At 42.0% G+C, this 13,634-nt stretch carries 10 protein-coding genes and 2 pseudogenes; 9 read left to right on the plus strand and 3 right to left on the minus strand.

What is annotated here, in order from left to right; genetic code table 11:
* Positions 1–104 precede the first annotated feature (104 nt).
* Positions 105–1,973 (plus strand): cation:proton antiporter, encoded by a 1,869-nt coding sequence (locus ACQY1X_RS15510; RefSeq protein WP_002737432.1) that lies wholly within the window; start codon positions 105–107, stop codon positions 1,971–1,973.
* A gap of 17 nt (positions 1,974–1,990) precedes the next feature.
* On the opposite strand, the gene ACQY1X_RS15515 is transcribed toward ACQY1X_RS15510, so the two are convergent.
* A complete protein-coding gene (locus ACQY1X_RS15515) occupies positions 1,991–2,854 on the minus strand; it encodes a hypothetical protein (RefSeq protein WP_002801837.1) in 864 nt (287 codons plus the stop codon).
* Positions 2,855–2,903: 49 nt separating this feature from the next.
* Between ACQY1X_RS15515 and ACQY1X_RS15520 the strand changes: the two genes are divergently transcribed.
* From ACQY1X_RS15520 to ACQY1X_RS15555, 8 genes and pseudogenes are all read left to right on the plus strand, one after another.
* The gene (locus ACQY1X_RS15520) at positions 2,904–3,458 is read left to right on the plus strand and encodes a hypothetical protein (RefSeq protein ID WP_430014854.1); all 555 of its coding nucleotides are present in this window, start codon (positions 2,904–2,906) and stop codon (positions 3,456–3,458) included.
* 646 nt (positions 3,459–4,104) lie between these two features.
* Positions 4,105–4,473, plus strand: a complete 369-nt coding sequence (locus tag ACQY1X_RS15525; RefSeq protein ID WP_002755507.1) for a GxxExxY protein — start codon at positions 4,105–4,107, stop codon at positions 4,471–4,473.
* A 674-nt stretch (positions 4,474–5,147) separates the two neighbouring features.
* Positions 5,148–8,264 carry a CHAT domain-containing protein gene (locus ACQY1X_RS15530; RefSeq protein WP_430014855.1) on the plus strand — a complete coding sequence of 1,039 codons (3,117 nt, stop codon included), beginning with the start codon at positions 5,148–5,150 and terminating at the stop codon, positions 8,262–8,264.
* A gap of 22 nt (positions 8,265–8,286) precedes the next feature.
* Positions 8,287–8,721, plus strand: a pseudogene (locus ACQY1X_RS15535) (transposase); the annotation flags it as partial.
* A 146-nt stretch (positions 8,722–8,867) separates the two neighbouring features.
* The gene (locus ACQY1X_RS15540; protein ID WP_430015718.1) at positions 8,868–10,604 is read left to right on the plus strand and encodes an IS1634 family transposase; all 1,737 of its coding nucleotides are present in this window, start codon (positions 8,868–8,870) and stop codon (positions 10,602–10,604) included.
* Positions 10,605–10,667: 63 nt separating this feature from the next.
* Positions 10,668–10,863, plus strand: a pseudogene (locus ACQY1X_RS15545) (IS5/IS1182 family transposase); the annotation flags it as partial.
* A gap of 30 nt (positions 10,864–10,893) precedes the next feature.
* Positions 10,894–11,130, plus strand: coding sequence for a DUF29 family protein (locus ACQY1X_RS15550; RefSeq protein WP_002748521.1), 237 nt, complete (start codon positions 10,894–10,896; stop codon positions 11,128–11,130).
* Positions 11,070–11,318, plus strand: coding sequence for a DUF29 family protein (locus ACQY1X_RS15555; RefSeq protein WP_230457652.1), 249 nt, complete (start codon positions 11,070–11,072; stop codon positions 11,316–11,318). The genes ACQY1X_RS15550 and ACQY1X_RS15555 overlap by 61 nt, the downstream gene beginning before the upstream one ends.
* Before the next feature lie 426 nt (positions 11,319–11,744).
* On the opposite strand, the gene ACQY1X_RS15560 is transcribed toward ACQY1X_RS15555, so the two are convergent.
* Positions 11,745–12,401, minus strand: coding sequence for an MAE_28990/MAE_18760 family HEPN-like nuclease (locus ACQY1X_RS15560; protein ID WP_430013090.1), 657 nt, complete (start codon positions 12,399–12,401; stop codon positions 11,745–11,747).
* Entirely contained in the window at positions 12,382–13,527 is a 1,146-nt protein-coding gene (locus ACQY1X_RS15565) for a DUF262 domain-containing protein (protein WP_036390270.1), read from the minus strand. Before ACQY1X_RS15565 ends, ACQY1X_RS15560 begins: the two co-directional genes overlap by 20 nt.
* Positions 13,528–13,634 lie beyond the last annotated feature (107 nt).

The following is a 13,634-nucleotide window of genomic DNA, read 5'->3' on the forward strand; positions in this document are numbered from 1 at the left end:
CTTATTTCCTCCCGACCGGGCTGAAGCGGGAATCAAAACTATAATTAGAATCATTAAACCCCAACCATAACCCCGCCTCGATAGCCGATAACCGATCGCTAAACATGGATCCATCTTTCGCCCTTACTCTGCAAATTGTCATCACTGTGGTGGCGGGGATTACAGCCCAAGTCATTGCCGAATACCTGAAAGTTCCCAGTATTGTTTTCCTGCTCATTTTTGGGATTGCTTTGGGGTCTGATGGTTGGGAAATTTTACACCCCCAAAGTCTGGGAATTGGTTTAGAAGTCCTTGTTGCTCTCTCTGTGGCGATTATCCTATTTGAAGGCGGTTTAAGCCTAAGCGGACGGGAATTAGGGCGAGTTTCTGGCAGTTTACGCAATCTTGTCACCCTCGGTACTTCCATCACTCTCATCGGTGGCGGTATGGCAGCCCACTGGTTGGGGGAATTTCCCTGGCCGATCGCTTTTCTTTACGCTTCTTTAGTGGTGGTAACTGGTCCGACGGTGATCGGGCCTTTGCTGAAGCAAGTAGCCGTAGATCGACGGGTGGCGACGCTTTTGGAAGGAGAAGGGGTATTAATCGACCCTGTGGGCGCAATTTTAGCCGTAGTGGTGCTAAATACGATTATTGATAGTCATTCCCGCCCCATGGAAATTATCACCGGTTTAACCCTGCGTTTAGGCATCGGGGCGGCGATCGGCATTGCTGGAGGCGGATTGTTAAGTTTTATTATAAAAACTTGCAATTTTCTCACTTTTGAGTTAAAGAATCTCGTGGTTTTAGCGGGAGTCTGGGGGTTATTTGGTTTATCGCAATTTAGTCGCAGTGAATCGGGGTTAATGGCGGTGGTAATGGCGGGAATTGTCCTAAAAGCGGCGGCTGTTCCCGATGAGCGGTTATTAAGGCGTTTTAAGGGTCAATTAACGACTCTTTGCGTGTCGGTACTGTTTATTTTACTAGCGGCGGATCTTTCGATCGCCAGTGTCATCGCTTTGGGTTGGGGCAGCGTCCTGACGGTGTTAGTCTTGATGCTGGTGGTACGTCCCCTAAGTGTGGCTCTGTGTACCCTAAAAAGTGACCTAAATTGGCGACATAAGTTATTTATCGCTTGGGTTGCCCCTAGGGGAATCGTTTCTGCCTCCGTAGCTTCTTTATTTGCCATTTTACTCACCCGTGCCGGTATTAATGGCGGTGAAGCGATCAAAGCTTTAGTCTTTTTAACAATTTTAATGACCGTTTTTATTCAGGGATTAACGGCGCGGTGGGTGGCAAAAGGGCTAAAAATCACTTCTTCTGCGGCAACAGGAGCAGTAATCGTCGGTTGTAATCCCCTAGGTCGCTTAATCGGCTGTTTATTCCAAGAACAAGGGGAAACCGTGGTTTTAATCGATACGGATGCCGCAGCCTGTCAGCAAGCAAAAGAAGACGGTTTGACGGTGCTGCAGAGTAGCGCACTTGATACAAAAATACTGCAAGAAGCAGGCATCGAATCCATGGGGACTTTTCTAGTTTTGACTAATAATAGCGAGGTTAATCTGGTTTTAGTCCAAAGAGCCAGCGAGGAATTTCATCCTCCCCGGTTGTTGGCTGCCTTTGCGGGAACCCCCAACCCAGATAAAAATAAGGTTAATCAGGTTTTTCTCCCTAGTTTTTCGGTCAAGGAATGGAATCAGTATTTAGACGATAATCAGATTAAATTAGGTAAAACTATCTTTAAAGCCGATGATTTGAGCGAACAACAAACCAGATTAACTAAATTAATCGAAAATGGTGAACTGCTGCCCCTACTATTGCGTCGCGATAATTCCCTACAGGTAGTCACAGAAAGGGAAGAATGGCGCACAGGAGACGAATTAATCTATATTCTGCGCGATTTACGCCCACAACTGCTTAAACGTCTTTCTGGCACTGTCAGAACCCGTTTATCTTTAGAAATCTTACCCGAAGTGGAAATCGCCACCAGTAGATAACTTGAGACTGTTCTATACTATTTAGTGGATTTAACGGGTTCAGGGCTTAAAATAAGCAACTGCCGACCGACGTTAGATTTAGCGACACCTAGCAGTACGGGATGTTCAGTTTTGGGGGCATCTTGGGGTAAAGCACGAAAAAGGTACAGCCATCCCCCTCTTTCCAGTAATAATCGCCAGACGCGATCTTGCTCCGTATCGGTTAGGTTGCGCTGTTGAATAATGCGGGCTAAATTAGGATCACCAATGAGACTCTGCTGATCTTCGGGCGTTAGGGCTTCAAAAAGGGGCTGATTGGGGTCAAGATCCCCTGCTTCTTTACCTAAAATGAGCAGTTCCTTGGCACTAATCAGGGTGACAACGGGGAGAGTAGAAGTGGGATTCACCGCATCTCGACGGGCATCCTTTAAACCTTGATCCCGGGCAAGATGGAAGATGAGTAAGAGAATCCAACTCAGGAGAATCAGTTCTGAGACGAGAGGAAGGGTTAACTGACGCTGAAAGCGGGGACGAGGAGCATAGGGTATTTTTCGGCGATTGCGTTGGTTTTGTCTTTTCAGTTGCCAATTTTTCAGTCTAGTGAGCCACTGTTGATATTGCCAGTGAAGGAAAGCAAGACAAAGGGTGGAAAGCTGAAAAAGTATAGGAATCAGAAGGGCAATAATCAGGGTGTTAGCAATACTTTGAGGCGTACCAAAGAAGACTTGAAGAGGGAGTAATAAGAAGGATTCAACCGGAAAATCGAGGCTGGTGATACCGAGTTGGTAATAGGCAAAGTATGCCCAACGATAGACCCAACCTGTATAGTACAATCCCGCACCAATGAGACCGGCGGCACTGGCAAGATTGAGGAGAATCGTCGGGGGAGAAGGAGTCGTCACAGGGGGCTACTAACGCTAAAAAAGAACGCTAAAATTAAAGTTATTATAGATGATCATTGTAGGGCGAGTTATGGTCAGACGTTTAGAAATTTTATCTGGTATAGCTTTAGTTTTTTTGGGATTTTTGACTGTTTCTAGTATCGCTCAAGCACCCACCCTCGAAGCGGCTTTACCACGATTAGCAAATATTACGTTACACAATGGCAGAGATTATAAGGGGGTGACGTTAACTCGGTTCGATCGCCCTCAGCGTCGGATTTCTTTTAAGCAAGGGGGTAAGGAGTTTAATCTACCCATTGCCCAAGTGACACAATTAACCTTAGAGGGAGAAACCATCATCAGTATTCCCGAAAACCCGATAATTGTGATTCAGGGAGAGGACAAGCGATGTGGTTCGGTTTATGCTCTACCGCGCCGTTTTGAGCATTTGAGTTTGGTGGAAAAGCAAAAGCGTAAGCAGGTAGAGATTAACTTATCAGATTTGCCTCCACAGATGCAAAGAGAGTTAACTCAGAAAGGGGCTTATGGTTATGTGTTGAAACAGTTAGAATTTGCTAATGGCGAGTTAAAAGCGGCAGGAGTGGTGCGTTGTCGGGCAAATTAATCACCAAAATTATGTCAATAAAAATCAGTATCAGGATTTTTAGGATTAAAGGATTAACAGGATTAGGTGACTTGTGAAAAGTCTATAATTAAAGGATCATAAAGAATATTATATCTATCCTGAAAATCCTCCAATCCCCTAAATCCTGATACTGGCATTTAGGATTAAAGGATTAACAGGATTAGGTGACTTGTGAAAAGTCTATAATTAAAGGATCATAAAGAATATTATATCTATCCTGAAAATCCTCCAATCCCCTAAATCCTGATACTGGCATTTAGGATTAAGGGATTAACAGGATTAGGTGACTTGTGAAGAGTCTATAATTAAAGGATCATAAAGAATATTATATCTATCCTGAAAATCCTCAAATCCTCAAAATCCTGATACTGGCATTTAGGATTAAAGGATTAACAGGATTAGGTGACTTGTGAAGAGTCTATAATTAAAGGATCATAAAGAATATTATATCTATCCTGAAAATCCTCAAATCCTCAAAATCCTGATACTGGCATTTAGGATTAAGGGATTAACAGGATTAGGTGACTTGTGAAGAGTCTATAATTAAAGGATGCAGGGAATAGGACACCCACCCTCAACCCCATCCTGAAAATCCTCCAATCCTCAAAATCCTGATACTGGCATTATGGAATTAGACGAAATCACCTATAAAATTATTGGTTGTTGTATGAAAATCCATCGAACACTGGGGAATGGGTTTCAAGAAGTCATCTATCAAAGATGTCTCGATATTGAATTAGGAAAAACAGGATTAACCTTTGAAAGAGAAAAAGAACAACTTATCTTTTATGAAGGAATACAAGTCGGAACAAGACGCGCTGATTTTACCGTAGAAGGAAAAGTCATTGTCGAATTAAAAGCAGTAATTCGCCTAGAAAATGTCCATCTTGCACAAGCAAAAAATTACGTCGTTGCTTATAATTTTCCTGTTGGTTTATTAATCAACTTTGGCGCAACCAGTTTAGAATACAAAAAGATATTTAATAATAGATAACAAATATCAGTATCAGGATTTAGAGGATTAAGGGATTAACAAGATTAGGTTATTGGCAAGGAGTACATAATTAAAGGATCATAAAGAATATTATATCTATCCTGAAAATCCTCCAATCCTCAAAATCCTGATACTGGCATTGAGGATTAAGGGATTAACAGGATTAGGTGACTTGTGAAAAGTCTATAATTAAAGGATCATAAAGAATATTATATCTATCCTGAAAATCCTCCAATCCTCAAAATCCTGATACTGGCATTGAGGATTAAAGGATTAACAGGATTAGGTTATTGGCAAGGAGTAGATAATTAAAGGATCATAAAGAATATTATATCTATCCTGAAAATCCTCAAATCCTCAAAATCCTGATACTGGGATTGAGAATTAAGGGATTAACAGGATTAAGTTATTGGCAAGGAGTAGGATAATTAAAGGATCATAAAGAATATTATATCTATCCTGAAAATCCTCAAATCCTCAAAATCCTGATACTGGCATTGAGGATTAAGGGATTAACAGGATTAGGTTATTGGCAAGGAGTACATAATTAAAAGATACAGGGAATAGGACACCCACCCCCAACCCCATCCTGAAAATCCTCCAATCCTCAAAATCCTGATACTGGCATTATTGAGATAATATAAAGAATCATTTGAGTCTGGCGAGGGGAAGCAATGAAGACAGGTTTAGGGATCTTACTCAGTCTAGGGCTAGTCGTAACAGCGCCGCATTTGACGGTTATAGCTTCCCCCCTATTGGTGCAGACAGATTTACGTCAAGAAGCAGATCGATTACTTCAAGAAGGTGCTGAATTGTTCCAGTCTGGAACATTACAAGGCTATCAGGGGGCATTAGGGAAGTGGCAACAGGCGTTAAAGCTTTATCAGCAACTCGATAGCAAATTAGAGCAAGCAGTCGTCCTCACCGGTTTAGGGCGTATCTATGATCTTTTAGGAGAAAAACAGAAGGCATTAGACTACTACCAACAGGCTTTACCCATACTTCAGTCGGTGGGCAATCGCGCAGTGGAAGCCACTACTCTCAGTAATATTGGTGCTGTCTATTCAGATTTAGGGGAGAAACAGAAGGCATTAGACTACTTCCAACAGGCTTTACCCTTATCGCGGGCGGTGGGTGATCGCTCCGGGGAAGCCACTACTCTCAATAATATTGGTCGTGTCTATGATGATTTAGGGGAGAAACAAAAGGCTTTAGACTACTTCCAACAGGCTTTACCCTTATCGCGGGCGGTGGGAGATCGCGCAGGGGAAGCCACTACTCTCAGTAATATTGGTGCTGTCTATTCAGATTTAGGGGAGAAACAGAAGGCATTAGACTACTTCCAACAGGCTTTACCCTTAAGACGGGCAGTGGGCGATCGCTCCGGGGAAGCCACTACTCTCAATAATATTGGTCGTGTCTATGATGATTTAGGGGAGAAACAAAAGGCTTTAGACTACTTCCAACAGGCTTTACCCTTAAGACGGGCGGTGGGCGATCGCTCTGGGGAAGCCACTACTCTCAATAATATTGGTGGTGTCTATTCTGCTTTAGGGGAGAAACAGAAGGCATTAGACTATTACCTACAGGCTTTACCCTTATCGCGGGCGGTGGGCAATCGCACGGGGGAAGCGATTACCCTCAATAATATTGGTGGTGTCTATTCTGCTTTAGGGGAGAAACAGAAGGCATTAGACTACTTCCAACAGGCTTTACCCTTATCGCGGGCGGTGGGCAATCGCACGGGGGAAGCGATTACCCTCAATAATATTGGTCGTGTCTATGATGATTTAGGGGAGAAACAAAAGGCTTTAGACTACTTCCAACAGGCTTTACCCTTATGGCGGGCGGTGGGCGATCGCTCTGGGGAAGCCACTACTCTCAATAATATTGGTGGTGTCTATTCTGCTTTAGGGGAGAAACAGAAGGCATTAGACTACTACCAACAGGCTTTACTCTTAAGACGGGCGGTGGGCAATCGCTCTGGGGAAGCCACTACTCTCAATAATATTGGTCGTGTCTATGATGATTTAGGGGAGAAACAAAAGGCTTTAGACTACTTCCAACAGGCTTTACCCTTAAGACGGGCGGTGGGCGATCGCTCTGGGGAAGCCACTACTCTCAATAATATTGGTGGTGTCTATTCTGCTTTAGGGGAGAAACAGAAGGCATTAGACTATTACCTACAGGCTTTACCCTTAAGACGGGCAGTGGGCGATCGCTCTGGGGAAGCCGTTACTCTCAGTAATATTGGGGCTGTCTATGATGCTTTAGGGGAAAAGCAAAAGGCTTTGGACTATTTGGAACAATCCGCTAATCTGATTCTGGAGCTAAGGCGGGGGGTTAGCCGTTCCTTGCGGGCAACCTTCCTAGAAAGTCAGCCAGGGACAAGCATTGCCCTAGTGGATCTCCTGATTCGCCAGAATTCCCCTCAAAAAGCTTTTGAATGGGCAAATCTCAGCACCACTTTTGACCTCGTGGATTACGATCGCCTTGCGGGAACGGAAGGACAAGTCAAAAATCCTGTCGCCAATCAAGCTTATCAGGAGTGGAAAGCACAGGCACGGCAACTGGAAGCCCGGCGCCAAGAATTACAAACCAACTTCAGCGACACCCTCTCCCGACAAGTCCTGCAACAACAAGCCGCCCTCAGCGAACAAGCGGAAATCCTTGTGGAAAAATACCCCGAATTAGCCGATTTACTGGAAATTACCCCCACTGACCTCGCCCAACTGCAAGCCAATCTACCTGCTAATACCACCCTCCTCCAACCCGTCCTACTCACAGGGATAGATAACGTTGAACATACCGTCGCCCTCTTTACCCTTACCCGTACTAGCCTTAAGGTTCAGCAAGTTCCCGTCCCTAAAGATCTTAATGAGCGTCTGCAACGCTACGCCAGTCAACTGGAAAGCGACCTAGAAATCGTCGATCGCGCCCTCAGTTCCCAACTCTATGACCTGCTGATTCGTCCCATTGAAGCCCAAATTGCCCCGAATCAAACCCTGGCCATCATTGCCACGGGTGCTTTGCAAAGAATCCCCTTTGAAACCCTCTACGACAACCAAACCCAACAGTATCTCCTGCAAAAATATCCCATTCACTACCTCACCCGTCTGAGTAAAGTGCAGCCCCAACCCACGCCGAAAGTCAATAATCCTAGTGTCCTCGTCTTTGCTAATCCCCGTCCTACCCAAGCCGAATTAATCGGGACAGAAGCCCAAGCGGATTTTCTGCAAAAAACCTATGCCAACAGCCAAATCTACAAACACCAACAAGCCACCCTCGACGCCTTTTTAAGCCAATCGCCTCGGTTTCCTATTCTGCACTTAGGCACTCATGGTTGTTTCCGTCCAGAGGGGTGTCCTAGCCTAGGCATGAAAGCGAATACCCTACTGTTTGCCAACAAGAGAGAGTATGAACTCAAAGATGCCGTGAAACTGGGACTGCAAAACACCGAACTGATTACTATTGGCGCTTGTGAAACGGCGCGGGAAGTGGATGGAGTCGGTTTGGCGGGTTTGGCCTATGTTTGGGAAAGAGCGGGGGCGAAAACTACCCTCGCCAGTCTTTGGAATGCTACTGATTTTGTGCAATATTCCCAACAAAACAGCCCAGAATTGCCCACGGCGGCGATTTTAAATCAATTTTATGCCAATTTACAACAGGGCATGACCAAAGCGGAAGCCCTCCGTCAAGCAAAACTCGCCCATATTGACCTTCATCCTTTCTTTTGGGCGGCGTTTATCCTGATTGGAGATGGTCAAGAGTTGGGAGCAAGTGGCAGGTAGCAGGGAAGCTTTTTTTGGCTCTATTGTCAGCTTAACTCAACCCCACATCCGTCCGATAGTCAGAGGAAAAGCTGGAAAACCCGTAGAATTTGGGGCTAAATTCTCAGCAAGCTGTATAGATGGTTACATATTTTTAGACCGGATTAGTTGGGATAACTTTAATGAATCGGGAGATTTAAAAGCACAAATAGAAGCTTATTATGACTATACAGGATACTATCCAGAATCAGTTCATGTGGACAAAATTTATCGAACCAGAGAAAACCGAGCTTGGTGTAAAGAAATGGGAATCAGAATCAGTGGTCCCCCATTAGGAAGACCAGCCAAAAATGTTAGTAAAGAACAAAAGAAACAAGCTACCGATGATGAGATGATTCGGAATTGTATAGAGGGCAAATTTGGACAAGGGAAAAGAAGATTTAGTTTAGGTAAAGTGATGGCTAAACTTCCTCATACCTGAACTTCCCCCATACATATATACTATAATAGCCGAAAACCCTTATCCATCAATGGATACGCCCCTTAACTTTTCTTAATGTACCCATGTAATTTGTAACATTTCTTAATGGACAAGAATTCTCTCTATTTGCTAGAATGATAGCCATGTATATAGAAAAAGTTCCTAACCGTAATTCCCCCCCCGCCGTTCTTCTTCGGGAGTCCTACCGAGAAGGAGATCAAGTCAAAAAAAGAACCCTGGCCAATCTCTCAAAATTACCCGATGATATTATCGACAATTTGAAACTGGCTCTCAAAGGGGCAACACTGTCCATGAATGAAGGCATTCCCAATCATTTTGAAGTGATTAGAAGTCTTCCTCATGGTCATGTGATGGCTATTTTAGAGACGATTAAAAAATTAGGTTTAGATAAAATAATCAGTGAAAAATCCTCACGAATCAGAAACTTAGTAGTGGCGATGATTGTGGCAAGAATCATCAATCCTAAATCGAAACTAGCCACAGCGAGAGGGTTTAATAGCGAGACTTGTAGTCAGAGTTTAGGACAATTGTTAGACTTAGAGAAAGCCGATGAAGACGAATTATATAACGCCTTAGATTGGTTATTAGAAAAACAAGAGAAAATTGAGAAGCACCTAGCAATTAAACACTTAGAATCAGGAACATTAGTCTTGTATGATGTCACTTCTACCTACCTAGAAGGAAATGGTTGTGAACTGGGAAAATATGGTTATAACCGAGATAAAAAGAAAGGGAAAACTCAGATAGTTTTTGGTCTGCTCTGTTCAGCCAAGGGTTGTCCGATAGCGGTAGAAGTATTTGAAGGAAACACTTCAGACGGTGCTACTTTAAGCGGACAAATTGAGAAAGTCAGAAAGGGTTGGGGGATTGAGAATGTTGTCTGGGTAAGCGATAGAGGAATTTTAACCAACTCGAAAATCAACGAATTAGTAAAACCCATAGAAGGATTAGACTATATTACTGGTTTAACTAAGCCTCAAATTCGGAAACTGGCTGAGGTAGAAGTGATTCAATTAGGATTATTTGATCAGGTAAACTTGGTGGAATTTGAGAGTGAAGATTATCCCGATGAAAGATTAATTGCTTGTCGGAATCCCTTAATCGCCCAGAAAAATCAACTACAAAGAGAGGCATTATTAGAAGCGGTAGAGAAGGAACTAGATTTGATTGTTCAGGCGACTCAAAGGGAGAAAAGAGCTTTAAAGGGTCAAGATAAGATAGCTTTGAGAGTGGGCAAGGTTCTTAATCAGTTTAAGGTCAATAAATACTATAACTTAGAGATAACAGAAGAAGGCTTTTCTTATCAGCGTCAGCGGGAATTAATCGCTCAAGAAACGGCTTTGGATGGTGTGTATGTGTTAAGAACTTCTCTGGAGTCAACTTTGATGGATGCAGCGACGACGGTTAAAGCTTATAAAAGTTTGTCTCAAGTGGAGGAGGCATTTCGCTGTTATAAGTCAATTGATTTAAAGGTACGTCCTATATATCATTATAAGGGTGATAGAGTCAAAGCTCATATCTTTTTATGTATGTTGGCTTATTATGTGGAATGGCATTTAAAACAGTGCTTGGCTCCTTTGTTATTTGAGGATGAAGAAATTGATGATGGTTCTCTGAATGTGATTAAAGCGAGTCGCAGTGAATCCGCTCAGTCTAAAGAGAGAAAAAAACGGAATCAAGAGAACCTCCCTGTGCATAGCTTTCGGACTTTGTTGGAAGACCTGGGGACAATTTGCTTGAATACAGTGGAATGTACGATTAGGGAGGGAAGTTATCGTTTTTCTAAGATAACTCGACCGACCCAACTGCAACAAAAAGCGTTAGATTTATTGGGAGTTTCCCTGATTTGTACCCAGTAACGGGGCGGCGGAAATTCTCTTAATCCCTCCTACAGCATAGGTTATGGCCTTTTGTCAACGGGGAAGTCCAGTCATACTTCCTTTTCAGCGATTGCTATTACTTTTTTAGTCATGAATCTTTCTAACCTGTTGAGGCAGGTTTTTTGGGCTTTTTTATGTCTGAAATGGAAAAACAGCACTTTTTCTCGGTCAATGATTAGGATAAGTTATAATTTAAAAAATTAATCAACAACTAAAGCTTATGCTTTTAGCTAAGTGAAATCATTGATTAAGAGACCTGTACTTTTCAATGACTTTTTGCCGCAAACCCTATGTAGCTTGGCTGCAAGACCAAGCAGCAAAACTGCGATCGCCTGATCGCAATACTTTAGATTGGCAAACTTTAGCCGAGGAATTAGAGGAAATGGTGGATGAACGCAAATACAAAGCAGAAAGCTTTCTTTTCTTATTCAACTCCTCAGTCACCTGCTACTTTACGCCTACTGGAATCATCCTTACTACCTACCCCACTGGACAGACGAGATAGATAATTTCAGATTAGAATTGAGCTTGCTGTTTCGCTCTCAGGTAATCTACAATCATGCCTTAGAACGGTTTGGTTATTGTTATCAAAAAGCTCTGGGAAAAGCGAGCCGCAAAAGTGGATTAACTTTACCAGTGGATTGTCCTTGGACAATTGAGAAAATTCTTGATGAGGATTCGTTACCTGGTTAAAAACTCGAGCTTGCAATCCAACTTACATCCATACAACAATAGGGTGGGCATTGCCCACCTTACTTCAGTTGCTCAACAACTAATACTAAATCCGGTTATTAAAAACTGATTATTTATTCTCAGTTTTGCATGAGTGCCTCTTGCATGAGTGCCTCTCCTGATATGTAGCCTATACTCAACGGATTTAGTATAATAGCTGGTATTCCAAAATCTGGTTGAAAAAGAAATTGATACCAATTTTCAATAGTCGTGATTAACATCTGAAAGTGCAATTCCGCTCTCAGAGAGGAATTGCACTTTGGAATAATCAACTAAGTCTGTCATCACTTTTGAAAAATGATATGAGTCAGCGGTTTAATCACTATCGGTGCAGCAGCAGGAGCCACATTAGGGAACGCACCCTACAGCGATTAAAATGCGTAGATTTCATGATGAGCTAGGCGGATTTGATGGTTTCAAATACTTCTTATTATCTAAGCAATCAATTACAGATAGTCCTAGCTCATACATAGCTTCCAAAGCCGCATTTTCATACTTGTTATACTCAGTCAGATCATGAATTATGTCTTTCTGCCCATGAGCTATATTATTTCTCCTGCTTACTAATGTCTTAAGTAAAAGCTCATGTTGATCCACCATTGAGCATGATAAACCAGCATCTGTAGAGTTCTTTTTAAGCAGCATAGGCTTTAAATTGCTATCTGCTTCTAAGCGAATATTGAATTCAATATTCTCATTAATTAAAGCTGGCAATTCGTTGAAAAAAAAGCTCCAAACTCCATCTGCTGACAAATCACCTCCAAGTTCTTTAAAGCGCTTCCTTAGCGATAGCTTTATAACCTCCTCACGGCATTGATTGCGTTTAATATTTTGCCTTTGAATTGTATCGAGGTATAAATCCCATGCAAATCTACAAAAACCTTCATAGTGAGCATATAGCAAAGTAGTAATAGCTCTCAAGAGAGCTTCATACCTTACAGGATGCTTAACCCTATCAGTCGTTAATATTTGAATTTTAATTGCAGCCAGTTCTCCTTCTCTCCAGTTGAGATCAGCCTCGATCTCATTCGCCCAGTTGCTCATTAAAATTACTCCAGAAGCTGAGTTGATTTAAACCTTCTTGAATACATCCAATTCTATTAGAAAGCTTAGTTCTGGAGTTAGCTCCAGGTCCAATATTATCCTTAAAGCTGTTTGACTGAACAATTTTGATTATTTCATCCCTAACAGAAGAATTATCCAGATTCTCTAATCTTTCTAGTATCCTAAACACGCCAATTGTAACAGCTTCAAAATAAGCTGGAGCTAAAGCACCAATTGGTGATTGATCGCGATATCGAACAAAAGCACCACTGCCAAGAATTTGGCTCAAGTAATCAAATAATCTATTAAAGTCTTGTGTTTCAGTAGAATAATCAAATTGTATTTCTCCAAATAATATATTTTCCATGTATGTGTCTAACCAATCTCTCACACTCCCCCGGAAGAGATCTTGAGCATTTTTTGCGGCAAAAAATCTTAAGACAAGCTCTTCGTCTCCCTTTTGTTCTTTTTCTGATTGAGACAATGTATCTATGCAAGTCTTAAAGTTTGAATAGGAGGATCTTTCTTGGAGAAACCTATAGAACTTTATACCTGGCTCACCAAACATCCTAGAAGAACAGTTGCGAATTTCCTGTGGAGCTAGAATTGATCCCCCAGTATTTAACCTCTTGAACATTTCATAACGCAGAAAAGAATTACTTTGCCTTTTAATAATTACTGTCCTTACAGAGGATCTTTTAATCCTAAGCTTGAGTCTCAATGATAAATCTTCAAAAGTCAGATTATTAAGTTCTGAAATCTGATCACAACCTTCTAACTTTAGAGATTTCAGCTTTTCTCCATCTATATCAGTGAAATTCAGTACATTGGCATCAATGAATTGAATCACAGAGCTAAGGCGTTGTAAGCCATCAATTAACTCCAAAACCCCATCTGAGTTCTCAATAGTAAATATCTGTGGTATTGGCAACTCAAGAAGTATGGATTCTATTAAACGAGACTTTTGTTGATTAGACCATCGGAATAACCTTTGATATTCCGGTTGAATAATGAGTTCATTTTGAGAATATAAACTGATGATTTCTCCAAAGCTGAGATCGATAGATTCAGTACGAACCTCACCAATTTTGGCATCTATCCGTTCATCTATTGATTCCATCATCATATTGCTCCTAGACTTCTAAACCCTATGGCAAGCAAAACTTGTACCTTAAACATTCTAATCGTAATCTGCCAGTTGAATATTACATTCAAGGAAAAAGTATGAACAGG

The sequence above is a fragment of the Microcystis protocystis FBCC-A270 genome (genome assembly GCF_050500235.1).
Taxonomy (GTDB): Bacteria; Cyanobacteriota; Cyanobacteriia; order Cyanobacteriales; family Microcystaceae; genus Microcystis; species Microcystis ichthyoblabe_A.

Bases quoted from the DNA above. Each gene is read 5' to 3' on its own strand.
- ACQY1X_RS15510 (WP_002737432.1), top strand. From the start codon at position 105: ATGGATCCATCTTTCGCCCTTACTCTGCAAATTGTCATCACTGTGGTG.
- ACQY1X_RS15520 (WP_430014854.1), top strand. From the start codon at position 2,904: ATGATCATTGTAGGGCGAGTTATGGTCAGACGTTTAGAAATTTTATCT.
- ACQY1X_RS15525 (WP_002755507.1), top strand. From the start codon at position 4,105: ATGGAATTAGACGAAATCACCTATAAAATTATTGGTTGTTGTATGAAA.
- ACQY1X_RS15530 (WP_430014855.1), top strand. From the start codon at position 5,148: ATGAAGACAGGTTTAGGGATCTTACTCAGTCTAGGGCTAGTCGTAACA.
- ACQY1X_RS15540 (WP_430015718.1), top strand. From the start codon at position 8,868: ATGTATATAGAAAAAGTTCCTAACCGTAATTCCCCCCCCGCCGTTCTT.
- ACQY1X_RS15550 (WP_002748521.1), top strand. From the start codon at position 10,894: ATGACTTTTTGCCGCAAACCCTATGTAGCTTGGCTGCAAGACCAAGCA.
- ACQY1X_RS15560 (WP_430013090.1), bottom strand. From the start codon at position 12,401: ATGAGCAACTGGGCGAATGAGATCGAGGCTGATCTCAACTGGAGAGAA.
- ACQY1X_RS15565 (WP_036390270.1), bottom strand. From the start codon at position 13,527: ATGATGATGGAATCAATAGATGAACGGATAGATGCCAAAATTGGTGAG.